27 protein-coding genes and 1 tRNA gene are annotated in these 23508 nt (G+C 53.3%); 11 read left to right on the plus strand and 17 right to left on the minus strand.

The genetic code is table 11. From position 1 onward, the window contains the following. Positions 1-56: 56 nt before the first annotated feature. Positions 57-1685, plus strand: coding sequence for a bifunctional metallophosphatase/5'-nucleotidase (locus SH668x_RS08845; protein ID WP_437188327.1), 1629 nt, complete (start codon positions 57-59; stop codon positions 1683-1685). Between the two features lie 110 nt (positions 1686-1795). Here the strand turns inward: SH668x_RS08845 and SH668x_RS08850 are convergent, their stop codons facing one another. Then, positions 1796-1957 carry a hypothetical protein gene (locus SH668x_RS08850; protein WP_437188328.1) on the minus strand — a complete coding sequence of 54 codons (162 nt, stop codon included), beginning with the start codon at positions 1955-1957 and terminating at the stop codon, positions 1796-1798. Between the two features lie 95 nt (positions 1958-2052). Between SH668x_RS08850 and SH668x_RS08855 the strand changes: the two genes are divergently transcribed. Together SH668x_RS08855 and SH668x_RS08860 are read left to right on the plus strand one after the other, a co-directional pair. Next, positions 2053-2343 (plus strand): DUF1778 domain-containing protein, encoded by a 291-nt coding sequence (locus SH668x_RS08855; RefSeq protein ID WP_437188329.1) that lies wholly within the window; start codon positions 2053-2055, stop codon positions 2341-2343. Beyond that, entirely contained in the window at positions 2340-2849 is a 510-nt protein-coding gene (locus SH668x_RS08860; protein WP_437188526.1) for a GNAT family N-acetyltransferase, read from the plus strand. The genes SH668x_RS08855 and SH668x_RS08860 overlap by 4 nt, the downstream gene beginning before the upstream one ends. A 193-nt stretch (positions 2850-3042) precedes the next feature. On the opposite strand, the gene SH668x_RS08865 is transcribed toward SH668x_RS08860, so the two are convergent. After that, the gene (locus SH668x_RS08865; RefSeq protein ID WP_437188330.1) at positions 3043-3372 is read right to left on the minus strand and encodes a transposase; all 330 of its coding nucleotides are present in this window, start codon (positions 3370-3372) and stop codon (positions 3043-3045) included. After that, on the minus strand, positions 3311-3604 hold the full coding sequence (locus SH668x_RS08870; RefSeq protein ID WP_437188331.1) for a transposase: 294 nt from the start codon (positions 3602-3604) through the stop codon (positions 3311-3313). Before SH668x_RS08870 ends, SH668x_RS08865 begins: the two co-directional genes overlap by 62 nt. A gap of 378 nt (positions 3605-3982) precedes the next feature. Between SH668x_RS08870 and SH668x_RS08875 the strand changes: the two genes are divergently transcribed. The 3 genes from SH668x_RS08875 to SH668x_RS08885 are packed head-to-tail and all read left to right on the plus strand — an operon-like array spanning position 3983 to position 5661. Continuing rightward, positions 3983-4366: a hypothetical protein gene (locus tag SH668x_RS08875; RefSeq protein ID WP_437188332.1), complete on the plus strand. Its 384-nt coding sequence runs from the start codon at positions 3983-3985 to the stop codon at positions 4364-4366. A gap of 3 nt (positions 4367-4369) precedes the next feature. Beyond that, positions 4370-4807, plus strand: a complete 438-nt coding sequence (locus tag SH668x_RS08880) for a hypothetical protein (RefSeq protein WP_437188333.1) — start codon at positions 4370-4372, stop codon at positions 4805-4807. A 50-nt stretch (positions 4808-4857) separates the two neighbouring features. Then, positions 4858-5661 carry a tyrosine-type recombinase/integrase gene (locus SH668x_RS08885; RefSeq protein WP_437188334.1) on the plus strand — a complete coding sequence of 268 codons (804 nt, stop codon included), beginning with the start codon at positions 4858-4860 and terminating at the stop codon, positions 5659-5661. A gap of 57 nt (positions 5662-5718) precedes the next feature. On the opposite strand, the gene SH668x_RS08890 is transcribed toward SH668x_RS08885, so the two are convergent. The 4 genes from SH668x_RS08890 to SH668x_RS08905 form a co-directional block, all read right to left on the minus strand. Continuing rightward, positions 5719-5792 (minus strand) — tRNA-Arg (locus SH668x_RS08890). Positions 5793-6062: 270 nt separating this feature from the next. Continuing rightward, positions 6063-7013, minus strand: a complete 951-nt coding sequence (locus SH668x_RS08895) for an MDR/zinc-dependent alcohol dehydrogenase-like family protein (protein ID WP_437188335.1) — start codon at positions 7011-7013, stop codon at positions 6063-6065. 36 nt (positions 7014-7049) lie between these two features. Then, complete coding sequence (locus SH668x_RS08900; protein WP_437188336.1) at positions 7050-7829, minus strand: class I SAM-dependent methyltransferase; 780 nt, start codon at positions 7827-7829, stop codon at positions 7050-7052. 68 nt (positions 7830-7897) lie between these two features. Then, entirely contained in the window at positions 7898-9394 is a 1497-nt protein-coding gene (locus SH668x_RS08905) for a serine/threonine protein kinase (protein WP_437188337.1), read from the minus strand. A gap of 854 nt (positions 9395-10248) precedes the next feature. On the opposite strand from SH668x_RS08905, the gene SH668x_RS08910 reads away from it, so the two are divergent. The 3 genes from SH668x_RS08910 to SH668x_RS08920 all read left to right on the plus strand — a co-directional run bounded on the left by SH668x_RS08910 (position 10249) and on the right by SH668x_RS08920 (position 13068). Further along, positions 10249-11085, plus strand: a complete 837-nt coding sequence (locus tag SH668x_RS08910) for a purine-nucleoside phosphorylase (RefSeq protein WP_437188338.1) — start codon at positions 10249-10251, stop codon at positions 11083-11085. A 312-nt stretch (positions 11086-11397) separates the two neighbouring features. Next, complete coding sequence (locus SH668x_RS08915; protein WP_437188339.1) at positions 11398-12153, plus strand: MBL fold metallo-hydrolase; 756 nt, start codon at positions 11398-11400, stop codon at positions 12151-12153. A 123-nt stretch (positions 12154-12276) separates the two neighbouring features. After that, on the plus strand, positions 12277-13068 hold the full coding sequence (locus SH668x_RS08920; protein WP_437188340.1) for a c-type cytochrome: 792 nt from the start codon (positions 12277-12279) through the stop codon (positions 13066-13068). A 120-nt stretch (positions 13069-13188) separates the two neighbouring features. On the opposite strand, the gene fabF is transcribed toward SH668x_RS08920, so the two are convergent. The 5 genes from fabF to rpmF all read right to left on the minus strand — a co-directional run bounded on the left by fabF (position 13189) and on the right by rpmF (position 17212). Next, positions 13189-14436, minus strand: a complete 1248-nt coding sequence (gene fabF, locus SH668x_RS08925) for a beta-ketoacyl-ACP synthase II (RefSeq protein ID WP_437188341.1) — start codon at positions 14434-14436, stop codon at positions 13189-13191. A gap of 3 nt (positions 14437-14439) precedes the next feature. Continuing rightward, complete coding sequence (gene acpP / locus SH668x_RS08930; protein WP_437188342.1) at positions 14440-14670, minus strand: acyl carrier protein; 231 nt, start codon at positions 14668-14670, stop codon at positions 14440-14442. Positions 14671-14924: 254 nt separating this feature from the next. Further along, positions 14925-15833, minus strand: coding sequence for an ACP S-malonyltransferase (gene fabD / locus SH668x_RS08935; RefSeq protein ID WP_437188343.1), 909 nt, complete (start codon positions 15831-15833; stop codon positions 14925-14927). Between the two features lie 188 nt (positions 15834-16021). Further along, positions 16022-17026: a phosphate acyltransferase PlsX gene (gene plsX, locus SH668x_RS08940; RefSeq protein ID WP_437188344.1), complete on the minus strand. Its 1005-nt coding sequence runs from the start codon at positions 17024-17026 to the stop codon at positions 16022-16024. 6 nt (positions 17027-17032) lie between these two features. Then, entirely contained in the window at positions 17033-17212 is a 180-nt protein-coding gene (gene rpmF, locus SH668x_RS08945; RefSeq protein WP_437188345.1) for a 50S ribosomal protein L32, read from the minus strand. Positions 17213-17528: 316 nt separating this feature from the next. On the opposite strand from rpmF, the gene SH668x_RS08950 reads away from it, so the two are divergent. Further along, positions 17529-17924, plus strand: coding sequence for a hypothetical protein (locus SH668x_RS08950; RefSeq protein WP_437188346.1), 396 nt, complete (start codon positions 17529-17531; stop codon positions 17922-17924). A gap of 90 nt (positions 17925-18014) precedes the next feature. On the opposite strand, the gene hemW is transcribed toward SH668x_RS08950, so the two are convergent. From hemW to SH668x_RS08965, 3 genes are all read right to left on the minus strand, one after another. After that, a complete protein-coding gene (gene hemW, locus SH668x_RS08955) occupies positions 18015-19157 on the minus strand; it encodes a radical SAM family heme chaperone HemW (protein WP_437188347.1) in 1143 nt (380 codons plus the stop codon). A gap of 68 nt (positions 19158-19225) precedes the next feature. Beyond that, positions 19226-20020 (minus strand): alpha/beta hydrolase, encoded by a 795-nt coding sequence (locus SH668x_RS08960; RefSeq protein WP_437188348.1) that lies wholly within the window; start codon positions 20018-20020, stop codon positions 19226-19228. Between the two features lie 46 nt (positions 20021-20066). Further along, positions 20067-21155: a hypothetical protein gene (locus tag SH668x_RS08965; RefSeq protein ID WP_437188349.1), complete on the minus strand. Its 1089-nt coding sequence runs from the start codon at positions 21153-21155 to the stop codon at positions 20067-20069. Between the two features lie 90 nt (positions 21156-21245). Between SH668x_RS08965 and SH668x_RS08970 the strand changes: the two genes are divergently transcribed. After that, positions 21246-22274, plus strand: coding sequence for a ferrochelatase (locus SH668x_RS08970; protein WP_437188350.1), 1029 nt, complete (start codon positions 21246-21248; stop codon positions 22272-22274). 192 nt (positions 22275-22466) lie between these two features. Here the strand turns inward: SH668x_RS08970 and SH668x_RS08975 are convergent, their stop codons facing one another. Both SH668x_RS08975 and SH668x_RS08980 read right to left on the minus strand, forming a co-directional pair. Then, positions 22467-22754 (minus strand): hypothetical protein, encoded by a 288-nt coding sequence (locus SH668x_RS08975; RefSeq protein ID WP_437188351.1) that lies wholly within the window; start codon positions 22752-22754, stop codon positions 22467-22469. A 64-nt stretch (positions 22755-22818) separates the two neighbouring features. Continuing rightward, positions 22819-23178: a hypothetical protein gene (locus SH668x_RS08980; RefSeq protein ID WP_437188352.1), complete on the minus strand. Its 360-nt coding sequence runs from the start codon at positions 23176-23178 to the stop codon at positions 22819-22821. Between the last annotated feature and the right edge of the window lie 330 nt (positions 23179-23508).

The raw sequence follows: 23508 nt of genomic DNA on the forward strand, positions 1-23508 counted from the left end.
TGATATCGCGGGCAGATGTCAACGCCATCTACGAATTACGGTTTAAGGAACTGACGATGAACCTGTCTCGCCGCGAATTTCACGCAACAACATTAAGCCTCCTCGGAGCCCAGCTCATTCCTGCAGCGTTCGCCAGTGCGAGCCCGCCACCGAGTAAGTCACTGACATTACTCCATTTCACGGACACGCACGCACAGTTGGAGACACATCTGGACTATGTCCCGGATCAGATTCCAGCGTTCCAGCAAATGGGAGGCTTTGCCCGGTTGAAGACGGCCATTGACCTTGAGAAGGGGAATGCGGCAGGCCCTGTGTTCATTGCAGATGGAGGTGATGAGTTCCAGGGCTCAGGTCCCGCCGCTTGGACGGAGGGAGAAGCGATTGTCGCCCCCTTGAATGCGCTGGGCGCCGACGTCTTCGTGCCGGGAAACTGGGAACCAGTCTACGGTCCGAAACGGTTCAAGGAGTTAATGAGTCGACTGACTGCGAAAGTGACCTGCTACAACTTCCATGATAAAGCCACCCAGCAGCGTCTCTTCCTGCCCGCTGCGATTATCGAGCGCAATGGTGTGAAGGTTGCCTTCGTGGGGGTTACCGATCTCAAGGCCAGTGAGAGACACGCCCCGGCGGAATACGCCGGCCTGGACACGACCAACTTCGTCGGGTTCCGAGAATATCTGGCGGAACTGAGAACCAAAGAACGCGTTGATCTCGTGGTGGGACTATTCCATACCGGGCTGACGGTTGCTCGATACTTGGCCAGAGAAGTCCCTGGGTTCGATGTCATCCTGTCCGGGCATACTCATGAGCGAACACCCGAACCCATCCTTGAAGGGAATGTGATCATTGTGGAGTCTGCAGGAATGGGCTCATTCCTCGGCCGCCTCGACATCACACTCAGCGATTCCGGGAAAGTCTCAGGTGCCAAATTCCAACTGATTCCTGTGACTCCGGACGCTCATGAGGAGAATCCTCACGTTCGCCAGTTGGTCAATGACGCACTGGCACCCCACCGTGCTCGAACCGACAGGGTCATTGGCCACACCGTGACTCCCATGATGCGGTACGACGTCCTCGAAACGAATGCCGACGACTTCATCACGGACGCAATTCGAGAGTCAACCGGTGTGGACATCGCGTTCTCGAACGGGTTTCGCTTCGGTATCCCAATTCCCGCTGGCAATCTCACTGTCGGAGACGTCTGGAACCTGCTTCCAATGGAGGCTCGGGTTAAAACCGGCTGGGTCACTGGAAAGCAGCTCCGCAATTACCTGGAGAACGAACTCGAGCTCGTCTACTCATCAGATGCTGAGAAGCTCTCTGGCGGCTGGGGGCCCCGAGCGTCTGGAATGACGATGTGGTACGAAGCACGCGCTGCGAAGGGGAGTCGAATGCGTGAGATACTCGTCGCAGGTCAGCCGCTTGATGATGACAGGAAGTACTCGGTGGCAAGCTGCGAAAGACGCGGCGAGCCATTGGAAGTTGTCTGCCGCATCAAAGGGGTGAAGGATGTTGAGTTCTCACCGACGTTGCTGCACGCAGCGATTGAGAAGTATCTCCAGAAACACCCATCCATCTCCCCCAGTCGCGAAGGGCGTGCCTACGCCATCGATCTTGCTCCCGTAGTCTTCAGCCAGGATGAAGTCGTCTCGAACGGAGGTAGCCGAGGTTCTTTTGCAGGGTAGCCACATCGTCAGTTTGGGGTAGCAACTCCGTGCAATGCTTCGCCGTTACGCTATCCCGAACTGACCATCTAACGATGTGAGAATGCCTGCGGCTCGCAGTCGGAGTTGATTCAGCTGGCAACTCCGACTGCCGGACCGGTCGCGGTATCGGCCCGGCGCCGTTCGACGATGGCGGGCAACGACAACCACTTGCCGAATGCTGAACCAGAGCATGACTCAGTCTCAGCATCGACGAGGTGGAAGTGAAATCCTTCGTCGGTGGCCTGGTTCATTCCTTCCACCGCAAGGCGTCCCGATCCCGGCCAGAGAACAAACGTGTTGACATTGTGCACACAGTCGGGGTAGAGTGGACTGAGGAGAAGTACTCATGGCCACAGCACCCGAACGCCACTCTGTTAAAACATCCGTGATCAATTTGCGGATTCAGCCTGCAGCGCGGAACCTGATTGATCTGGCAGCCCAGGCTGCCGGGAAGAACCGGACCGACTTCATGGTCGAGGCGGCCCGCAGGGAAGCGGAAGCGGTGTTGCTGGACCGTCGGCTGTTCTCGCTGAGCGAGGAGGCGTTCAAGGCATTCACCACGGCTCTCGATAGGCCGCCACGGAAAAACGCGAAGCTGAAACGCCTGCTGGAGACCCCCGCGCCGTGGGAACAATGAAAAAGCAGGGAAGTTCGCTCCAGCCACCTCGGGCCATCCACGCTGACGATGATCTCACTCGCTTTGACAGCGGGGAACCGGTCCTCGATGACTGGCTGCGGAAAAAAGCCCATCACAACGAGGCGAGCGGGGCATCAAGGACATATGTGCTCGTTCAGCCCGGAACCGCCTCCGTGATTGCCTATTATTCGCTGGCCACAGGGGCGGTCCTGCGTGCCAATGCTCCCGGCAGCGTTCGCCGGAACATGCCGGAGCCGATCCCGGTGATTGTTCTCGGCAGACTGGCGGTTGACCGAAACTGGCAAAGCCACGGCCTTGGAAAGGGGTTGCTCCGCGACGCGATCCTGCGAACACTTCAAGCCGCCGAGATCGCCGGCATTCGTGCCCTGCTGGTTCACGCCCTTTCCGCCGAGGCCAAAGCGTTCTACGAACACTGCGGTTTTCAGGAGTCGCCGATTGATCCGCTTACGCTCATGCTGAGATTGAGTGACATCAGCCACGCTTGAGACATTCAATTTCAAGACAGGAGTCAGCGAGTTCGAAGATGTCCCATATGAACTTGAACCAGCTGTTTAATGCTAATCGCGTTCTGGAGCATAGCCTGAGCTCATGAGTGTGCGTGACTTCGGATGAGATTTCTCGCCCACTTCGGCGGATTCGAAAGCGGGGATTCCCAACATTCGTTCACTAGAGCGCCTTTCATAACCGCCTGAGTGTGATGAGAGCACAGGCCAAGTGGATCCACCCCGTGTAACGCAGCATTGAGGTTTCATAGCGGATGATGGTTCTGCGAAAATTGTGCAGCCATCTGTGGGTTCGCTCGACTTTGTAGCGACGTTTGTATTGGCGAACAGATCGTCCATCCTGAGTCGGCCTTGTCTTCCGGCCTCTGCGATGCGGGCAAACCAACTCAATTCCGCGCTCCTCCTGCAACTGCTTTCGCAGCGGAACGCTATCGGCTGCCTTCTCATACAACAGGTGTTCCGGGGCTCTCCCGGGAATCTGCAGGGCCAAAGCGCGTCCACTCATCGAACCGCCTCCAGCAAGTTCTCGGCGAGGGAAAGCACTTTGGTAACTTTTCCCACTGGTAGCCTGTCAGAAGTACAAACAAAATCCCTTCCAGACAGGCCCGCTGAGAATGCGGAGGACGTCCTCCCTTGGGTTGGGAGAGTGGTTCCGGAATCAGATGCTTGATGCGATCCCATTGTGCGTCCGAGAGATACGTATTGCCAACGAGGTCAATCTTCCGTGTGCATGGCATGAGCGAAGCTCCTTTCGCTCAGACTGGTACGCAACTCGCTTGCCAATCAGAGTTATGCAAGGCACTCTAGACACAATCGGTGTCAATAGAATAAAACGAAACGACTTGAAGTGCATCACCACTCCAAGTCGCTTTCAGCCGTCACCCTGTAGTAGCAGGATGGAGCCTATCGTGTTTCACACGACCGTATTATGCGGACAATCGTTCAAGCATCGTTGCGTCACATGGTCTGAAAGACCATCTCTTCTTACGCAATCGTCTCCCTAAATGAAATCGCGAGCAGCGTAGATCGTCTGTACTTATACAGCGTGGCTTGCGTCGTTTCTGTGGGTGGCTGCAATCACCAAATAGAAAGACCACGATGTCCGGCAAGACATCGTGGCCATGCTGTTCACCGTTATTCCATCGCTTATAGAGAGCAGGAATATGAACAGTTTCAATGATGAAGGCATGTCGAGTTCTCCGGAGGTCAACACCAATTCCGTTAAACGGAAGCGAAAATCCTTCGCTGAAAACTTGCACTACGAACAACTGGCCGCGTTGGCCGGTTTGCCCATGCAGCAGAACACGCTTTGTAAATGTCTCAAGATCGGTAAGCCCAGATTGCAACAGATGGTTGCGGCTGGATGTCCGGTTATTGCGACGCTTTTCGAAGATCGCAAATTCTATGATCCCGTTGCCGTTAAGCAGTGGATGTTGAATTTCGATGGAGTGCTGCCAAACATGAAACCACCGAAACAACCTCGAAGAAAGACGTCGTGACGTATGCCCATTCGTGTCACAGCCATTAAGCGCAGTGGTCGGAAGTGCTTTGAAGCTCGCTGGATTGATCCTGTAACTGGGAAGAAGAAGACTCTCAGTACTGCTGAGGTACGGCGTCGTGAAGCGGAACGATTTGCATCTGATTTGGAAATGGATCTCAACTCCGAGGATACGGAAGAGAATGCCAAAGAAGCAAAGCCCACAATCCCGAAAGCGTCCCAGGTGAACTGGGCGAAATTCCGTCTCGACTACGAAGAGATTGTGTACCCAAGCCAAAAGCCAAAGACGCGATCGACTACGACCTCCACGTTCAATGCGATCGAAAAGCTGATCAATCCGAAGACACCGCGTGACCTTCACGTAGATGCGATCAGGGAGTTCACGAAGGAAGTCCGTAAGCTCCCGGCCAGAAAAAAAGTAACGAGGGTGAAGATGTTGTAAGGGTCTCGGAGTTCACCGTCGTTCGGCATCTTCGAGAGCTGCGAAAGATTGTGAATTGGGCGATTGATAATAATTACATTCCGGAACCGGTTAAGATCCGCGTGCCAACGGCCATCGGAAGGAAGGGTCGCGACATCACCCGGGAGGAACTCGAACGCGTGTTGTCGACGACAGACAAGTGTGACTTCCTCGATGATCATCAGCGTGAACCGTACAAGTTCTTCCTCGAAGGGTTGTGGTGGAGCGGATTGCGATTGCAGGAGTCGCTGCATCTCGATTGGCAAGATGACACGAACCTCTGTGTCGATCTGGACAGGGCGCGACCCGTCTTCCGAATTCAAGCCACGAACGACAAGGGAGGGAAGTACCGAATCCTTCCGATGGCTCCGGAGTTTGCACAGCAACTCGCTTTGGTTCCAGAAACGGAACGAGTCGGAGCGGTGTTTAAGTTGCCTGGGAGACGGGGGGAGGGATACCACTTGGCAGACCGAGTTGGCCACATCGTGTCGATGATCGGCAAGGCGGCGAACGTGAGAGTCTCGGAGCAGGCCGGGCGAGTGAAATTTGCCAGCGCTCACGACTTGCGAAGAGCGTTTGGAGTTCGATGGGCAGCGTTGGTTCTGCCACCCGCTTTGATGGAACTGATGAGGCATGCTGACATCAACACGACGATGAAGTTTTATGTCGGGCAGAACGCGGATCGAACAGCATCTCTCGTGTGGGATGCGTTCGAAAAGAAAACCAATTCTCCCCGGAAACGTGCAGTCGAAAAGGAATCGGACTCAGATGACGTCGATTTTGGTAACACAGTCAGAGACACTTTTGGTAACACTTTTGGTAACAACGCCACCTGAGTGTCACATCTCAAATCTCTGATAATGAAAAACCCGCTAAATCAGCGGGTTTTTTAGTGCACCCGGAGGGGTTCGAACCCCCAACCCTCGGTTCCGAAGACCGATGCTCTATCCAATTGAGCTACGGATGCAGACCTCTTATTGGCGGCCGAAACCGTCACGTCGAGACGGGGAGTATGAAGCGTTGTCGTTCGTTTTTCAAGCGCGAGGGGAGGGGATCGCGATCACAAAAGTGAGTTTTCAACTGAATTTCTGCATTTTCGGGTCGCGACCCCCGTTTCATCCGAAGAGAATTTCGGGTGGCAGTGTGCGTCTTCGGTGAAATCACCCCAATTTTAAATGTGGTCATTGGGCTGGCGGAGCAATTTGTTTGCGGGTGAGGCGAGTTGTCCGAGGCGAATTCACCCGCAAATTTTTAAGAGTACTTTCATTTGGTCGCTTTGAGTCGCTTTTGAAAATGCCTCAACGCCGTCCCGGAGTGAGTAACGTGAGGTGATCAATGATTCCACCTCGATCTCTCCAGCAGCCAGGGCTTTCAGTGCGGGGAGAAAAGGGCCGCAGCGTGAACCGGTAACGGTAATTTCGTCGATGACAACCGGCGCGAGGTTGGGGCCGTTATCGCCAGCGACCGTTGTCTTGAGGACGACTGTTCCACGTGGACGTACAATTCGGCAGGCGTGCTGGAATCCTGATGATCGACCCGTACAATCGACAACGAGGTCTGAGAATCTCGATTCCTCGATTTCATTCAGCAATGCTGTTCGAATGCCTAATCGACTCAATCTCGCAAGTTTGGACTGATGTTTTCCGATGACGAGTGGATCGCACCCAGCTTGTTGCAGGACCTGAGCACACAGGTTTCCCAGTCGTCCATCGCCCAGGATGGCGGTCTTTGGGAATTGCGATAGATCGAGTTGAGCTGGGATTTGGAATGCTGCCGCAAGTGGTTCGGTAAACACCGCTGCGTCGTCTGTTACGGAGTCGGGGACAAGGTGCAGGTTCTCTTCAGGTAACCAGACCCGATCTGCGAATGCCCCGTCATGTTTCAAAATGCCAAGTACAGTTCGGTGGGGGCAGTGCGTCGCGAGTCCGCTTTGGCATCCGTCACATCGCCCGCAAGCACAATTGATTTCACCGACGACTCGTTTTCCTGCGAACTTGCCCCCTTCTGCAACCCCGACAAATTCGTGTCCAAGCACTCCTCGGAAACCCATGTAGCCTTTGACAAGCTGGAGATCTGTCTCGCAGATTCCCGCCTGAAGGACACGAATCGAAATCTGGCCCGCCGCGGGTTGAGGTGTGTAATTGTCACACCAGCTAAGCTGGCTTTCAGTGAGAACGAGTGCCTGCAACGAATTGCTCCGGAGGAGGGCGATGTGGGAGAGTGATTATTTTTTGCGTAGAACGAACACGACATCTTCAGTTGTCGGAGTGATCTCAGTAAAGGTGTCGAGTTCGTAGCAGAAGTCGTGAAGAGCAGCGACTTCGAGTTCCGGACAAGTCGAAAGTAGCTTGTTCATCTGGCTGGCAGTATAGGTGCGGTAGTTCATCTCATCGACAATGCGGAACTGCTTGGTCGGGGTGTAGACATCGATGGTCATCCCCAGCTTTTCGTTTCGCTTTTTCAAGTCGAGTTCCTTTGACCACATCATGGAGTTCACTTGAAGGTGTCCACGGCGTGCCACCCAGTCCTCGGTTTCAGTACGCTCACCTTGAGTTGGAGTCAGGTGCAAACCGAGAACGTAAAGTCCACCTTTGGTCAGCGAATTCGCAATGCACTTGAGATGGCTTTCCGCACCTTTCTCTGAATCGAGGTGGCGGAAACTATTGATTGTATTGAAGGCTGCGTGCACCTTCTTTTTCAGCTTGAAATCAGCCATGTCGCCAATTTGAATACTCGCGGGAAAACCGGCTTTCTCCAGGCGATCATTGCAGAATTTGACCGCCTTTGGGTTCAGATCGTTCCCTCCAACTTCGTAACCTCCCTGGGCCAGTTTGATTAACAGTCTTCCTGTGCCACAGGCCGGCTCAAAGACTCTTGAGACATCGCATTTTGCGTATCGATCAAAACACCCGAGGAGAAATTCGTATTCTGCTTTCCAGTCGGAACCGAACAGCAAGTCGTAGTATTTGGGGAAGTCGTAAATGCTGGCTTCGGTCTGTTCCATGACGTTGCGAGAGCTTTCAATTTGCTGCTAGGAAAGTGTGGATTTCGTTGAATCAGAATTGGTCGGTTCTAATTTGAGCGACCGGCGTTTGGCTGCAAATTGCGAGGTCCGATCAGTTCGCGGGTTTCATCCATCAGTTGTTGCCAGCTGCCGGTCAAGGTCCGATTGAGTGCTGCTTCTTCTGCCTGGAGTGAGTTTCTGGCGCGTTGCGTGTTGTTATTGAGGGCGTCGAGGTAGGCATTCCCAACTCGCGCTTCCAGAGCTGCTTCCTGATCGAAGTCCTTTCGCAGGATTTCAAGCTGGGCACGTGCATCAGCTTCTCTTGTCCGGTCTTTCAGATAGAGCAGGGCAAGTTGTTCGTGAGCACGTTTTCTCCACAGTGTATCTTCCACGGATGGACGGAACGCAATGACCGCTTTGAAAGCGTCTTCATCATCCAGGCGGAACATCGCATACAGATATTGGGATCTTGCGTCCGGCATGACCGGAACGTCGCCAAGTGGGTTGACTGAAGTTTCTGGAATCGTGGCTCGAGATTGCCAGCCGATCCCAGCGCTCAGAAGAAACGCAAGGAAGCAGAGTGTCGAAACCCAAAGGCGAGGGTGCTTAAATGACCCTTTTTGAGTCGGCATCGGACCGGAGAGCTTCACTTCTTCCAGTGATTCTCCCGTCCGGACTGCTTTGGCGAGTTTGCGGACATCATTGACGATCGAGGCGGCGTCCTGATAACGCTGGTCCGGCTTTTTCGCGATCATTCGATCGACCATTGCACAAACGGCGGGGGGAAGGTCTCCCCTCACTTCAGCAAGATGGATCGGTGACTCGTGAAGATGTTTTACTGCGACGCTGACTGCATTCTCCCCTTGGAAGGGTGGGAATCCCGCGAGCATGTGATAGCACATGACTCCGAATGAGTAGATGTCGCTTCGCTGGTCGACGGCGTGACCGCTGACTTGTTCTGGACTCATATAAAGAGGAGTTCCCATTGTCATCCCCTCTTGGGTGAGGTTCAGTCGTTCTCCTCCTTGAAGCTGCGCGAGTCCGAAGTCGGCGACTTTTACGTCCCCTTTTCGGTTGAGCATAATGTTCTCGGGCTTGATGTCCCGGTGAACAATTCCTTGCTCCCCCGCAGCCTGCAGAGCTGCTGCCACTTGCCGCATGATCATGAGGGCAACGGACAATTCGAGCGGACCACGTTTGACCAGCAGGGATTTCAACGTTTGTCCGTGAACGTATTCCTGGGCAATAAAGTGCTGCCCCTTTTCGCAGCCGACGGTGTAAACCTGCACGATGTTGGGATGGTTCAGCCCTGCAGCGGCTTTACCTTCTGTCTGGAATCGCTTGATGTAGTTTTCATCTTCCATCAGCTCCGGGCGCAAGAGTTTGATGGCGACGTTCCGTTTGAGGGTCGTCTGCTCTGCGAGCCAGACATCCGCCATCCCTCCCTTGCCAAGACGGCGCAAGAGTTTGAATTCCCCGAGTTCCTGTCCAGCCAGCCGTGTTGAATGCGACTCCTGCGGAGGAGGATTGTTGTTCATTTCGGTTTCTTCATCTTGACCACTCATGCAAGTCGTCCTCGGAGTTCTCCAAAATTGCATACAACAATCGGCGATCTACTTTTTCGGAGAACTCCTTTTTTGTATGGAGACGAATGTGTCCACCAAAAAAGCGGGAATGTTCTGCACGGGGGAGGTGAGCTCGCCTGACTACAAAGAACCGGAGCATCTCGATGGAGTCTGGGTTGGCAGGGGCCGATAGACCACACGCAAGAGGCACCTTTTTTTCTATCATGGCACAAATCATTCGAGGCTGCAAAGTCTTTAGGAAAAGCAGCTTCAGCCGGTTGTAATGCGGATTCTCGCAGGCCGTTGCAGTTGAATTTGAGGGCAACTCCGGATACCCTGTTCGTTTCCAAATTGTGGAATGACACGCAATAGTGGCTGTAACGCATTGCCACTCAAGGAGTTAATAAGATGGTTCTCCGTCCTCGTACGAAGTTCAAAATTCAACGCAAAGAAAAACGCTGCGGAAAATGCAACGCGTTGATTCCGAAAAAAGGTAAGAAAGTTCGTTGCAAGCGCTGCTCAAAGGCTGTTGCGTAATGTGATGCAGGTGGCCGTCTGGTTACCTGCAAGTTGCATTGTGCCGGCTTTCGGTGAGAGAACCTGACTCCTCGGGTCTTGTCGCTGGAGTCAGTTGGGTTGTGCGCGGTGTCGTTTTTGACTGGTGCGTCGATCGCTTCGAATTTGGAAAAATGATTGAGATTTCGGCTCGAATTCATCCCAGAAAATGAATTTGGTTTGCCCGAAATCTTTTTTCATTTGATCTCTGTTGTTTTCAGCGGTGGCAATGTTTCGTCCACCTGATGGCTACCAAGCGTGGCGATTGAATTCAGTCGCCCAAACCGGAGAGATGAGTCGTGCTGGATCTTGCTCAGAAAATCGCTGAAGCTGTTGAAGTGATCCGTTCAAAGTGGGACAAGACACCGCATGCGGGGATCATTCTGGGAACCGGACTGGGAGGTCTGGTGAACGAGATTCAGGTGGAAGCGGAGTTTGAATACGATTCGATTCCGCACTTCCTGAAATCCACTGCCACCAGCCATCGTGGCCGTTTGGTTTGTGGCACGCTTGATGGCGTTCCCGTGGTCGCTATGGAAGGCCGCCATCATATGTACGAGGGGTATCCCCTCAAGTTACTCACGTTGCCGGTACGTATTTTCAAGGCTCTGGGCGCAAGCCTGATGGTGGTTTCCGGTGCGGTGGGAGGCATGAATCCGCTTCATCGCTGTGGTGATATCATCGTTATTGATGACCACATCAATCTGATGGGGGACAATCCACTGATCGGGGTGAACGACGATCAGCTTGGCCCCCGGTTTCCAGACATGTGTGCACCTTATGACCATGAACTGGGCGAAGTTGCACTGGAAATCGCTCGCAAAGCAAACTTCCGTGCACATCGCGGAGTGCTGGTCGCTGTTTCAGGGCCTAACCTCGAAACTCGTGCGGAGTACCGTTTCCTGCGACAGATCGGTGCAGACATCGTCGGAATGTCGACGGTTCCAGAAGTGATTGTTGCTGTTCACGCCGGTCTGCGAACCGTGGGACTCTCTGTCATTACAGACATGTGTCTCGCTGATTCCCTCAAACCAGCGGTGGTCGCAGAAATCATCGAAACAGCTAAGCAGGCCGAACCAAACTTGCGTGCTCTGGTTCGAGGAATCCTGACTCAGGATTATCAGAAATCAACCTAATCGGTGACCTGAAACTGGTCGCCGTTTTGGCCCAATAGAGTTGAGTGCTTTGCGAGGTGGTTCGACCAGGTCGGATCACCTCATTTTTTTATTGAAATCGCCCGCACTGATGCAATTGCGTCTGTGAGCGTTGACGATCCCCACCGGGGGCTTATTGTGGAGTGGACGGGGTGAGAGTTTTTCGCTCAGATCCCCTGTCTCCAGCGAGCAGTGGTGCGAGGGTGGGAGCGTTGTACTGATTCCCTCTGGAGTTTCAGAGTCTGAGGAAAAACGTTTCGCGAGATATCGTCCAACGATTGAGGCACGCAGAGGATGAAAATTGAACTGCTGGGAACGGGAGGGTACTACGCGAATGCCAGAAGGCAGACAGCTTGTATTCTCTTTCCCGAGCATGGAATCGTTCTGGACGCCGGAAGCGCGCTCTATCGGTTCTCGCAACGCTGCTCGGCAAAGCAGATTCATCTCTTTTTGACACATCCTCATCACGATCACATTTCCGGGCTCCCATTTCTGTTGGTGCCGGTGCTTCAGAAAACATTGGAGAATGTGACTCTTTACGCAAACGATTACACCCATAAAGCGATCAAAGACCATCTGTTTTCAGAAGCGGTGTTTCCGGTTCCGGTTCCTTACAAGCCGGAAGTGCTCACTGATCATGGGGGAATGCGTCTAACTCCAGGCGTCAGTGTTCGCTGGCAACCGCTTCCGAGCCATCCTGGAGGATCTGTTGCTTATCGATTCGAAATTGAAGAGGCAGGCCGAAGTTATTCAATCGCGTATGTGACGGATACAACGGTTGATGGTTCATACACAGATTTTATCCGAGGTTCTGATCTGCTGATTCATGAGTGCTACTTTGGCGATGAAAACCAGCATTTTGCAGAGATGACTGGCCATAGCCATACCTCAGCCGTGGGCGAGATCGCAAAGGAAGCTGGAGTTCAGCGTCTGATCGTGGTTCATATTGACCCGAATTCAGAGAGCGATGACGTCGTTGACCTGCCGCTGTTACAGTCGATTTTTCCCCAATCCATCATTGGAACTGATGGGTTCGTTATGGAGCTGTAATCGCTGCAATTTTGAAAGATGGTGCTCCTGATTCGTTAAGGGCGTTTGCGCGATTTCGGTAGAGGGTTTGCAAGCCTCTTGATTCTGCCGAATGTCTTTTGATTCTACCGAGGGTCTTTTCGAATGAAGTTATTTCCTCTAAGAACTTCGCTGCTGATTATGGCTTTCGGTTCTCTTGTTTGCGGGTGGAGCTTTCTCGCAGTTGGTCAGGAAGACAAAGACTCCGGCGATGCAGTTCGAAGCGATCCAGAGGGAGAACTTGCCAGGATGATTCAACTGGGGGAAGAGATTGTCAGGAAGACGACATCGCACGAACTTTCTCGGGCCTACTCAGGGAATGCACTCAATTGTACTTCGTGTCATCTAGACGAAGGGAGGCACCCAACAGCAGCCCCATTCATTGGAGTCGCCACTGCGTACCCGGCTTGGTCTCCACGAGAGAAGAAAGTGATCACTCTCGAAGAGCGATCGCGGAATTGCTTCATGAGAAGTATGAATGGAACCGCGCCTCCATTGGGAAGCGACGTTCTCACAGCGATTACGGCCTACATCACATCGCTTTCGGAGGGGGAGCCGATTCGGATGAATCCAGTTGCTCCCCTTGGGCCAAATGCGGTTCCAGCGTTGTCGATTGATCCCCGAAAGGCAGATCCGAAGCGAGGAGGGCTTCTCTATGCTGGGCAATGCGGGCACTGCCACGGCGATCAGGGAGAAGGGACTGAGGATGGGCCCCCAGTCTGGGGGGATCGATCATTCAACGATGGCGCAGGTCTTGCGAAAGTCGAAAAGCTGGCGGCGTGGATCCGTGTTGCAATGCCATTGGATGACACTCATCTCACGGAGCAAGAAGCGTTGGACGTCGCTGCATTTATCAATTCACATTCCCGGCCCAGATTCACTCTGCCAAAAGAGTAGGGGGGATGTGTTTGAGTACTGCTGTAGAGAACAGCTCAAATAAAAAACGCCCCGCGAAAATCGGGGCGTTTTGCGTGATTTCGAATTCCGACCGGAACTCCGGGCTCTCACAAATCCGTTTTAGATTTTGCCTAACACCAAGCAGGCGTTGTGGCCACCAAAGCCGAAGCTGTTGGAGAGCACGCGGTCGATCTTGATGCGACGTGCTTCGTTGGGCACATAATCGAGATCACAACCTTCACCCGGTTCTTCGAGGTTAATGGTTGGTGGCGCGACCTGATCCAGCAATGCCATGACGCACAGCACGAACTCGACACCACCAGAAGCACCCAGTAAGTGCCCCAGGTGACTCTTGGTGCTGGAGATGACAGCGCTCTTCGCAGCTTCCTGTCCGCCCCACACTGTCTTGATCGCGAAAGTCTCGGCCTTATCGCCCAGCGGAGTGCTTGTACCGTGAGCGTTGATATAGTCGATTGACTGCGCTGGCAATTTGGCGTCTTTGAGGGCACCCATCATTGCTCGTGCTGCTCCGCGACCCTCTGGGTCTGGAGCGGTCATGTGATTGCCGTCGGCAGACATTCCGTATCCGAGGACTTCGGCAAGAATGTTTGCTCCACGAGCGCGGGCGTGTTCGTATTCTTCAAGAATGACGACTCCCGCACCTTCTGCGATCACAAAGCCATCCCGTCCTTTATCAAATGGTCGGCTGGCTGTTTGTGGATCATCATTGCGAGTTGACAGAGCCTGCATTCGAGCAAAGCCCGAGAGGCCCATTGGGGTGATTGCTGCTTCGCTTCCGCCAGTCACCATCACGTCTGCATCACCACGCTGAATCAGGCGATATGCGTCGCCGATCGCGTTGGTTGCAGAAGCACAGGCAGTCGCGACGGCACTGTTCGGGCCGCGAAGCTTCCAGCGGACTGAAACGTTTCCGCTGGCCGCATTCACCATCAACTTCGGAATCATTAATGGGGAAACGCGCGTAGGTCCCTGGTCGAACAGTGCGGAATGTTGCTGCTCAATTTCATTGAGACCACCAATCCCACTGCCGATCAAGACACCGTGCATGTATGGGTCGCCGGCATCAAAATCAATACCGGATTGCCGGATTGCCTTGTGTGCTGCTGCCATCGCGAACTGAACGAAACGGTCCAGCCTACGGACATCTTTTTCAAGCATGTCCATATGCTCCGTCAGTTCGAATCCCTGAATTTCTCCGCCGAAACGGACCTTGAAATCCATTGTGTCGAACCGGCGAATCTGGCCGATACCGCTTTTTCCAGCGCAGATGTTGTCCCAAAGCTCAGACACTTCATGACCGAGCGATGTGGAGACACCCATCCCTGTGACTACTACGCGCCTACCCATTGCTCAAGCATTCTCTTTCTGCTTGATGTAATCGATTGCATCCCCGACGGATCGCAACTTCTCGTAATCTTCGTCAGGAATCGTTACGCCAAACTCTTCTTCGAACTTCATGCCAAGTTCGACAAGGTCCAGTGAATCCGCGTGCAAATCGTCAATGAAATTGCTGTCGCGGCTGATCTCTTCTTTATTCACACTCAATTGTTCACTGACAATTGAGATTACTTTCTCTTCCACTGGTTGCTCCTTCTGCAGCTATTCGGCCATCGTCCTGATGGAACCGAGGTCACTACTGAATTTCTTTGGGTGACGGGTGTGAACTCTATTCGACAGTAGAGGTTCATTGTAGATACTCCACTGTTTTCACGGAATAGGGAACAGAAATCAGTAGATTGAATGCTCCCCGCGTGAAGATATAACGTCAATTCCAATACATGTAAACGTCAAGCAAACAGCTCAATCCGGAGAATCGGCACTCCAGTCGCGAGAGTTCACGAATCATTGATTACGCTGCAGGGAATCTTACGATTGATTCGCTTCATCAAACTTGTCAGGACGCGGCCTGGCCCAATTTCGTAAAATTCATTGATTCCTTGGTCCAGCATGTAGCGGACCGAGTCTTCCCAACGCACAGGATTGATCACCTGACGCACAAGAACCTGTTTGAGATCTTCAGGCTCGCTGTGGGGAAGGGCATCTACGTTGGAAACCACGGGGATTTCCGGAGACTTCATCTGAACTGTTGAGAGTGCTTCTGCGAGTTGCTGGTCTGCCGGCTGCATGATTTGCGTATGGAATGCACCTGCAACAGCCAGTGGAACCACGCGGGCACCAGCCGCTTCGGCGAGCTCAACTGCTTTCTCAACAGCAGAGTTCTCCCCTGAAACAACAAGGTTGCCGGGGCATAGGTAATTTGCGATTTCGAGCAACCCGAATGCTTTTGCCTGATCGCGGACTGCTTCGACTTTCTCCAGTTCGAGCATGAGCACGCTGGCCATGCCGGATGGTGTGGCGTCGGCTGCGTCCTGCATCGCTTGTCCACGTTTCTGGACGACTCGCAATCCTTCTTCGAAGGACATCGCTCCAGCAAAAACGAGGGCAGTGTATTCGCCGAGACTGAGGCCAGCAGCCATTTCGCACGCCAGAACGACGTCCGGCGAATCAGCGCGAAGTTTTTCAAGAGCAGCTAGGCTGGAGACGAAAATCGCTGGCTGGCTGATCACTGTAGTGTCGAGCTCTGAGGCTGGTCCTTCGAAGCAGATTTTGGCGAGATCGTAGCCGAGAATTTCCTTTGCCTGATCAAATAGTGAGCGGGCAGCCGGATACTGCTCGACGAGTTGCTTCGCCATCCCGATGTGTTGGGCGCCCTGACCAGGAAATAGGAAACCAATGCGACTCATGGCTGTCTGGCACTTTCTTTCGATGGGCATTTCCGGAGCAAACAGAAGCCGAGTGCGAACTCAGCCTGGGTTGGTCGGCAGTATGGTCTCGAAACATGCTCGCCCGTATCGACGAGACTCGATTACCTCTGCACGCAGCTTTTGTTTGGCGGCATGCAGGAAATAAAAAGGCGGGCGTCTGAAAACGACTAGGAAACGGTCTGAGTGAGTCCCAGTTGTTCTGTAATTTGCTCATTGACCTTGCGGTCGTGAAGTTTGATTGAAGTGCGAATCGCATTTTCAATCGCCTTCGGGTCGCTGGAGCCGTGACAGATCATGCAGATCCCGTCGACACCCAGGAGTGGTGCTCCGCCGGTTTCATTATACTCGAAAAGCCGACCCGCTTCAGCGAATGCAGCTTTCGCGAGACCTTTTTCTTGGTCGAGCGCCCCAATCACTGACTTGGCAAGCGTCTTCATCATCATGCTCGCCATTCCTTCGCTGACCTTGAGCACAACGTTGCCCACAAAGCCCTCGCAGATAATGACGTCCGCTTCGCCGTGATACAGGCCACGTCCTTCAACGTTGCCGATGTACGACGGGCCGAGTGATGTCTGAAGAATCAGCTCATGGGTTTCTCGGACGAGGTCGTTCCCTTTGCCATCTTCGCTGCCGATGTTCATCAGGCCAACGCGAGGTGAAGCGATGCCAAGAGCTTCTCTCGCAAAGACGGATCCCATTACAGCGTATTGAGCGAGATGTTCAGGACGAGCACCAGGATTGGCGCCGACGTCCATCAGAACTGTCTGGCCATTCGCGGTGGGGAGGACGACAGCGATGCCGGGGCGTTTCACCCCTTTGAGGAAGAGCCGCGTCCAGAGTCCAGCTGCGACCACTCCACCCGTATTTCCAGCGCTGACGATCGCGTCTACCTCTCGGGCAGCCATCATCTTCCAGCATCGGGAAATCGAGTTATCAGGCTTTTTACGCAATGCTTCAGTCGGCTTCTCGTCCATTCCGATAAAGCCGACTGACCCAATGATCTGCAAGCGTTCGCCTGAATACCCAGACTCTAACAGCATTTTGTCGAGGACTTCTTTATCGCCGACCAATGCCAATTCGAGATCCGGGATCGTTTTGAGTGCCTGAATTGCGCCATCAACATTGATAGCTGGAGCGGCATCCCCTCCCATCGCGTCCAATGCGATCCGCATGTATTGCTATTCCTCTGTAGCAGCGACAGGGCGACCTTGGTAGTGGCCGCAATTTGGGCAAACAACGTGCGAAGGGATTGCTGTACCACAGTGTGGGCAGTACTGCAACTTCATTGGCTTAACGGTGTTGTGGCTATTACGTTTGCGTGAACGAGATTTTGACTGACGTCGCTTGGGTACAGCCATTGTGCCGCGCCCCTTCCAATTTCTGAATGCAAAACGAACATGACCAGCGCAATCCTTCTGCGCAGTGGCTCTGATTGATCACGGATCGTACGGCAGTCAGCAAAGTTATGTCAAGGAGACAGCCAACTCTTTCAAAAGTGGGTGAATATTTTGTGCAATATCCCCATCGCATTGGGTTCGGTGTTTCTTCTATACTTCACCCAAATTCCTGTTTTGATGAATGAATTCTTAAATTCTTTCTCGCGATCCGTCGACGTTGGGATTGCTGGGTAAGAGATAATTCACGGATGTTGTGTGGGCCACGGAAAGATTGTCCATGAAGATTAACTCCTCACGTACCACGAATTCAAAAGCTGAATTAGATGTGATTTTGTCCCGCATCAAGGCGGGGGCTTTCATGACAGTGGTTTGCGGATTGTTGTTCCTGACAGTCAGCAGCACTCTCGAAAATGACGCGACTCGCACGATTCTCTTAAGCACACTCACCGCTTTATTTGTCTGTAGCGGTGGGCTCCTTGGGTTAGTGTCGATGCATCACGTCTGCCACACGCACCTTCCCGATCTGCCAGAGGATGTTGATGCGAATTCGGAACTCAATAATCCGGATCTCATCGTCAGAACTCGGCAGCGCGGTGTCGGACTGATGGGATTGCTGGCTTTTGGGTCAGATCCGGCTCGACAGTCCCTACACAAAGGTGACGCTTCAAAATAAGCGTTCAGGCGCCTTCGGGGCAGGGGCCCTGATTTTGTTTGAATCCGGGTGAGATGAAGCCTCTGTCAGCGATAGACTGGTGGGGCGATTCTATAGAAACTCTGCCATGACGCTGTCAGCGACGAAGCTTCCTTCTCGTGTCAGTCGAACGTGGGTTGCGGTCTCTTCGATCCAATTCATTTTCAGGAAGTGGTCGTAAGCTTCGGGGGAAAGCTCTCGAACCGTGGCCCCGTAGCGAGCGGCGAATGCAGACTGCTCGATCCCGTTCAACTGGCGAAAACCAAGCATCACCGCTTCTCGGGCTCGCAACTCCGCGTCAAATTCTTCTCGTTCGAGGATCGCCGATTCACCGCAACGAATCCGCTTCAGCCACGTCGTCACGCTCCGATGATTCAGCGTGCGGACCCCCTGAAGAAAAGAGGCAGCTCCCGGCCCAATTCCAAAATAGGGTTCAGCTCGCCAGTACACTTGGTTGTGCCGGGATTCAAAACCGGGAATCGCGAAATTCGAGAGTTCGTACTGCCGATATCCCGCGTTCGGCAGTCTACTCATGGAATCGGCATACATCTCGCGTTCCAGCTCTTCTGTGACTGGCTGTAGCAGATTTTTGCTTTTACGGGTCCAGAACGCAGTCCCTTTTTCATACGTCAAGCCGTACGTCGAAATATGCTGCGGGCTCAGAGTGATGGCAGCTTCCAAAGTCCGTTGCCACTCGTCTCGAGTTTGACCGGGAACGCCGAAAATCAGATCCAGCGAGATGTTTTCGAACCCGAATTCCCGAAGTTGTCGGATGACTGTTTCCACTGTTTCAGCAGTGTGGCTTCTCTCCAGGGTTTGCAGGTGTTCCGCAAAGAATGATTGAACACCCAGACTGACGCGATTAATTCCGCCTTCCCGCATTGCCGCCATGCGATCGAGAGTGAATCGTTCTGGGTTACATTCGATCGTGAAATCCGCATCTCCGTCCAGCGGAAGCCACTTTTTCAGGAGTTCAAAGAGCTGATGCAGTTCAACAGCGCTCAGGTAGCTCGGCGTGCCACCACCGATGAAAACGGTTTTCATTGGGTGAGGTTCGACAAGGCGTGACTGGAGTTCCATTTCCAGGCAATGCAGATACTCCCCGATCAGATCGTCCCGGCCTGCGATCACCGTGAAATCGCAGTATCCGCATCGATGAAGGCAGAAGGGGACGTGAATGTAAGCAGACGTCGGAAGCCTGTGTTCTCCTGTCACAAACGCACAAATTCCTTCCACTCGGTGGCAAATACGCTAGGGAAAAGCCGTATTCTAGCAGAACCAAGTCAGTGCTCGTCAGCAGTCCGCTGCAGGTTTCCGGTATTTGGAATGCATTTCCGGTACGCGTCCAACAGCGGAAGTGGGGAGACTTCGGTGACGCGTTCTTCATTCGTCAGGATCAGCGGGGCGAGGCGATGTTTCGTGAAACTTCTCGCAGTAAACCCGAAGTGGCCAGCGAAGTTTCCATTGAACATGTATTCGCTGCGGTAAGGCATTTCGCAAAAGAGATCAGCTTCTGGCACCGTCAGTTCACGTTTGGAAAATCCGACCATCCCAGCACAGATCGATTTCTTTTCATCGATCGTCCCAGCGAGCTTAGTGAAGAGACCGAGGATCACGCAGTCTGCCAGCGAAGTGAAGTTCCAGAGTTTCTTTTCAATGTGAGACAGAGCTGGGCGATAGTCGTATTCGGGTGATACTGCGACTCCCAGCAGGATGGCTCCGGTGATCTTTTGATCGTTCGGGAGCCTCTCGAGCGATTTCAGCGTCATTCCACCCCCTCCAGAATGGCCGACGAGATAGACGGGGGCAGCCGGATATTGCCTGCGATAGGCGACAATTTTCTCTGCGATCGCAATCGATTTTTCGCAGTGCAACGGGTCTGATTGAAGATTGTAGAAGAGGCGACGCCAACCGCAGGTCCAGTCGAAGATTTCGATGGAATACGGCACATCGGCGCTCGCAAACCCTCGCAGAAGATTGCGATTCCAACAGCTGTAACCCTCAATTCCCGGTAGAATGATGACCAGTCCGCGGCGGCGACGGTCTTCGGAAATCAGGGATCGCTCGAAGTCATTCATTTTCGACCTTGAACGCTAGCGACTTGTGAACGCTTATTTCAGGGTGTTAAGACCATTCCAGAGAAGGGGCCCACCAGGTTCTTCGTCGGACTTCAATTTGATCGATCAGCTTCGGGGAAAGCGGAATCGCATCCGCCCTGGGTTGATCGTGTGCGTGAAGCCAGGTTCCTCCCGGACTCTTTGTCGGATTCAATCGTTGCAGACGCTGGGACCACTCCCACGCAATTCGCCCCATCGTCCACCGCGCATTGACATCCTGAATTGATCTCAATATCAAACCATTTTGCGATTTGAAGATCATCGCATCAATCCCGACTGGGCCAAAGTACAAGGATCTCTGCAATTCTCGAGCGAAGTTCTCTTGTTCCCGGATCAACTGTTGCCGAAAAGGTTCAAATTTCGCTTCAGGTGGAACTTTGGTGCCGGAGTACCCTCCACGGGGATCACTAAACAATTGTGTAATCCCAAGGATTCTGGGCTCCCCCTGTTGCGGAATCTCCCACTGGCTCCCCAACTCCATTTCAACCTCCAGAACCGGCTCGATATGGAGATACTTCTGTCGTTCAAGGAGCCGCTGGAGGGTGGAGAGTTCTTTTTCCGTCGGGAGATCTTTTCCACGGAGATGGCCGCGACCTGACTGTCCCTGAACAGGTTTCACCAGCCATTCTGATGAAGAATCGAGAATTCTGGAGATGGCCGCCAGCGCTTCTTGTGTGGTCGCTGCGATCGACTCACCGGGGAGTAGCTGGTTGTTGGCCTGACAGTGAAGAAACGCACTTCTCCGCGAATTTGCGTTCCAGATCACATCCTGTTCCGGGGCGACGATCGGGAGACGTAACGAACTAGCAAGGCGAAGGACCTGAGGTGTCCAGCCCCATGGAACGATTTCATCTGGATGGAAATTCGGCAGTTGCTCCGCTGTGACGGGGATGACTTTCGGGAGTCCGAATCTCTGCATCTCGTCCCAGAAACTCTCGGGAAGCTTCGATCGGGTGAAAATCAAATCACCATCATCAGCGACGGCAAGCCAGATGCAGGCCAGTTCTGCCTCGAGTCGGATGACCTGCCGGGTCGCGTTTCGTCCCGGGTCAATACCATCCTCAAAGGCAAAATTCCCGAAAAACAATCTCGACATGAAACTGGAAACCAACTGAGCGTTGTGTGGACGAAGCGGAGACTTTGACCATAATTGAACGATGCGATTGACGCCAACCTTGAAGGCAAAGTGAACTCCGTGACTCAAAACAACTACGACGCCATCCTCTTTGTTTCTTTCGGTGGACCTGAGTGTCGCGAAGATGTCATTCCTTTTCTGGAAAACGTCCTACGAGGTCGCAACGTGCCGAGAGAGCGGATGTTGGCCGTGGCGGAGCACTACTATCATTTCGATGGAGTGAGCCCGATCAATCAACAGAATCGCGACCTGATTGCCGCTGTTCAAAAGAAGCTGCCCGAATTCGGAATTCACCTGCCGATCTACTGGGGAAACCGCAATTGGCATCCGCTATTGCCTGAGACCCTGCAGAGAATGGCGGATGACGACGTCCAATACGCGCTTGCTTTCGTGACGGCGGCGCACAGCTCGTATTCGAGTTGTCGGCAGTATCGTCAGAACATCGAAGACGCTTGCCAGCAAGTCGGCTCTGCGGCTCCTCAAGTCGATAAAATCCGAGTCTTCTATAATCATCCCGATTTCATCGCAGCCAGCGTCGACCGTGCCAAACAGGCAATCCAGCAACTTTCAGCGATCGACCAGGCGAATTATCGAATCGCCTTTACAGCTCATAGTATCCCGACCTCGATGGCAAATAGCTCTGCATATGAGAAGCAGCTGCGGGAAAGTTGCCGGTTGGTGGCGGACGCGTTGGAATTGCCGCGCGATCGCTGGGAACTTGTTTACCAGAGCCGAAGCGGTCGCCCGGAGGATCCTTGGCTCGAACCGGATGTTCTCGATCATCTCAAGCAGCTGAAAGAGGAGGGGACTTCTGCTGTCGTCGTCCTTCCGATCGGCTTCATCTCTGACCATATGGAAGTTTTGTTCGATCTTGATATCGAAGCCAAAGACCTCTGTGAAGAAATTGGCCTGAACTTTCAACGAGCGGGCACTGTGGGAGTACATCCCAAGTTTGTCGAGATGATTTGCAAACTGATCGCAGAACGGGTTGCGGACGCAGACCGGGATGCGATCGGCGAGTACGAAGCGAACTGGGACGTCTGTCCGCAAAACTGTTGCCCAGCCCCACAACGTCGATAACCTCGCAGCGTCCACAAAGCCATGGCGACAAAGGCGAATCATGATTTGAGGTTCATGCAATGTCGCGGCGTGCCGGCCTGGCGGAGAGAAAGTGAACGATTCGACGACCGAGTCGATGTGAACGGGCCCATCGTGTTTGAAGATTCATCAGGTTGATTCAGCCGGATGGACAGGCTTTAAAGCGTTCCCCAGTTATCCCCTCTTTCCGCTGGCAGCCAGTTCCGCGAATTGCCAGATCAGGGCCGTCTTCCCCACCCCTTTGCGACCGGTGAGCAGCAGGTTCCCAGCATGAGTTCGTGACAGCCGCCGGGCCATCTGGATGCATCGCTCCCGCAGAACAGGCGTCCACAAATACAGCTCTCGCTGCTCTCCCAGCTCAATCGCCTGCGTCAGATCTCGCACCGGCATCAACCTCTCCAACCCCTCCAGCGGAACGCAACAGGACGAATTGTCCGAACGAAACTGTGAGGTCGCTGACATGGAAATCCTGTTCGATATGGCGGATCATAATGGAATCAAAACCTGCCTGCCGTTCTGATGATGCTCACCTGTGTTGCTCCCGTGCTTTTTCAATCGCCTCGACCAGCCATTGGCGCGAACGATCCTTTGTCAGCAATGGCTGACGACGAAAACAGGAAAAAGTCAGGGCATGTGCGTGTCCCGGTTCATTGAACCGACGACATGCCTTGCGGTGCGGGGAAAAATTCAGGCTGTCGGAAAACATCTCACTCTCCAGCTCCACCCGGCATGCTCGTACTGCTGACGCGACTTGAGCATGGCACGCAATATGATTCCTCAACAATACCACCCTGCCAGAGATAAAACAGGAATTGAGCATGCTTGCTAATAACTCACTCACCGCTTCAAACCCAGATGTTAATAACTTCTCTTCCTGCCAGCTCATTAGGGCCGCCGCCAGTAACAGACGCCTTGGAGTCCATCAGGTATTTCCATGCACAGCAATGTCGACAAACAAGCGGGAAGGGATCAGCGATTCGATCGCCCTAGGGATTGTCTGCGAGTATGCTGCAGTCACTAGCGTCCGTGCCATGTTCGAGTCTCCTGTTTCAGGCTGAGTGTGGTAACCCAATCCGTACTTGAGACTCGAACTTTCTGGCAAGACCAGACTTACGCTAAACTCAACGCCAGATCAACTTCATGGGCGGCGTTAGATGGCACCCGAAAATCGCGACATCTCACCCGGGGGACGCGGCCAAAATCATTTTTGACGAGC

It is taken from the genome of Planctomicrobium mucosum, assembly GCF_051466335.1.
Lineage (GTDB): Bacteria > Planctomycetota > Planctomycetia > Planctomycetales > Planctomycetaceae > Planctomicrobium.

Excerpts from the sequence above, each read along its gene's own strand:
- SH668x_RS08980 (WP_437188352.1), bottom strand. The coding sequence starts at position 23,178 with ATGAGCTGGCAGGAAGAGAAGTTATTAACATCTGGGTTTGAAGCGGTG.
- SH668x_RS08860 (WP_437188526.1), top strand. The coding sequence starts at position 2,340 with ATGAAAAAGCAGGGAAGTTCGCTCCAGCCACCTCGGGCCATCCACGCT.
- SH668x_RS08865 (WP_437188330.1), bottom strand. The coding sequence starts at position 3,372 with ATGAGTGGACGCGCTTTGGCCCTGCAGATTCCCGGGAGAGCCCCGGAA.
- SH668x_RS08960 (WP_437188348.1), bottom strand. The coding sequence starts at position 20,020 with ATGAATGACTTCGAGCGATCCCTGATTTCCGAAGACCGTCGCCGCCGC.
- rpmF (WP_437188345.1), bottom strand. The coding sequence starts at position 17,212 with ATGGCTGTACCCAAGCGACGTCAGTCAAAATCTCGTTCACGCAAACGT.
- SH668x_RS08900 (WP_437188336.1), bottom strand. The coding sequence starts at position 7,829 with ATGGAACAGACCGAAGCCAGCATTTACGACTTCCCCAAATACTACGAC.
- SH668x_RS08950 (WP_437188346.1), top strand. The coding sequence starts at position 17,529 with ATGAAGATTAACTCCTCACGTACCACGAATTCAAAAGCTGAATTAGAT.
- SH668x_RS08870 (WP_437188331.1), bottom strand. The coding sequence starts at position 3,604 with ATGCCATGCACACGGAAGATTGACCTCGTTGGCAATACGTATCTCTCG.
- SH668x_RS08975 (WP_437188351.1), bottom strand. The coding sequence starts at position 22,754 with ATGTCAGCGACCTCACAGTTTCGTTCGGACAATTCGTCCTGTTGCGTT.
- SH668x_RS08965 (WP_437188349.1), bottom strand. The coding sequence starts at position 21,155 with ATGTCGAGATTGTTTTTCGGGAATTTTGCCTTTGAGGATGGTATTGAC.
- SH668x_RS08855 (WP_437188329.1), top strand. The coding sequence starts at position 2,053 with ATGGCCACAGCACCCGAACGCCACTCTGTTAAAACATCCGTGATCAAT.
- SH668x_RS08905 (WP_437188337.1), bottom strand. The coding sequence starts at position 9,394 with ATGAGTGGTCAAGATGAAGAAACCGAAATGAACAACAATCCTCCTCCG.
- SH668x_RS08915 (WP_437188339.1), top strand. The coding sequence starts at position 11,398 with ATGAAAATTGAACTGCTGGGAACGGGAGGGTACTACGCGAATGCCAGA.
- fabD (WP_437188343.1), bottom strand. The coding sequence starts at position 15,833 with ATGAGTCGCATTGGTTTCCTATTTCCTGGTCAGGGCGCCCAACACATC.
- plsX (WP_437188344.1), bottom strand. The coding sequence starts at position 17,026 with ATGCGGATCGCATTGGACGCGATGGGAGGGGATGCCGCTCCAGCTATC.
- SH668x_RS08850 (WP_437188328.1), bottom strand. The coding sequence starts at position 1,957 with ATGAACCAGGCCACCGACGAAGGATTTCACTTCCACCTCGTCGATGCT.
- fabF (WP_437188341.1), bottom strand. The coding sequence starts at position 14,436 with ATGGGTAGGCGCGTAGTAGTCACAGGGATGGGTGTCTCCACATCGCTC.
- SH668x_RS08880 (WP_437188333.1), top strand. The coding sequence starts at position 4,370 with ATGCCCATTCGTGTCACAGCCATTAAGCGCAGTGGTCGGAAGTGCTTT.
- SH668x_RS08920 (WP_437188340.1), top strand. The coding sequence starts at position 12,277 with ATGAAGTTATTTCCTCTAAGAACTTCGCTGCTGATTATGGCTTTCGGT.
- SH668x_RS08845 (WP_437188327.1), top strand. The coding sequence starts at position 57 with ATGAACCTGTCTCGCCGCGAATTTCACGCAACAACATTAAGCCTCCTC.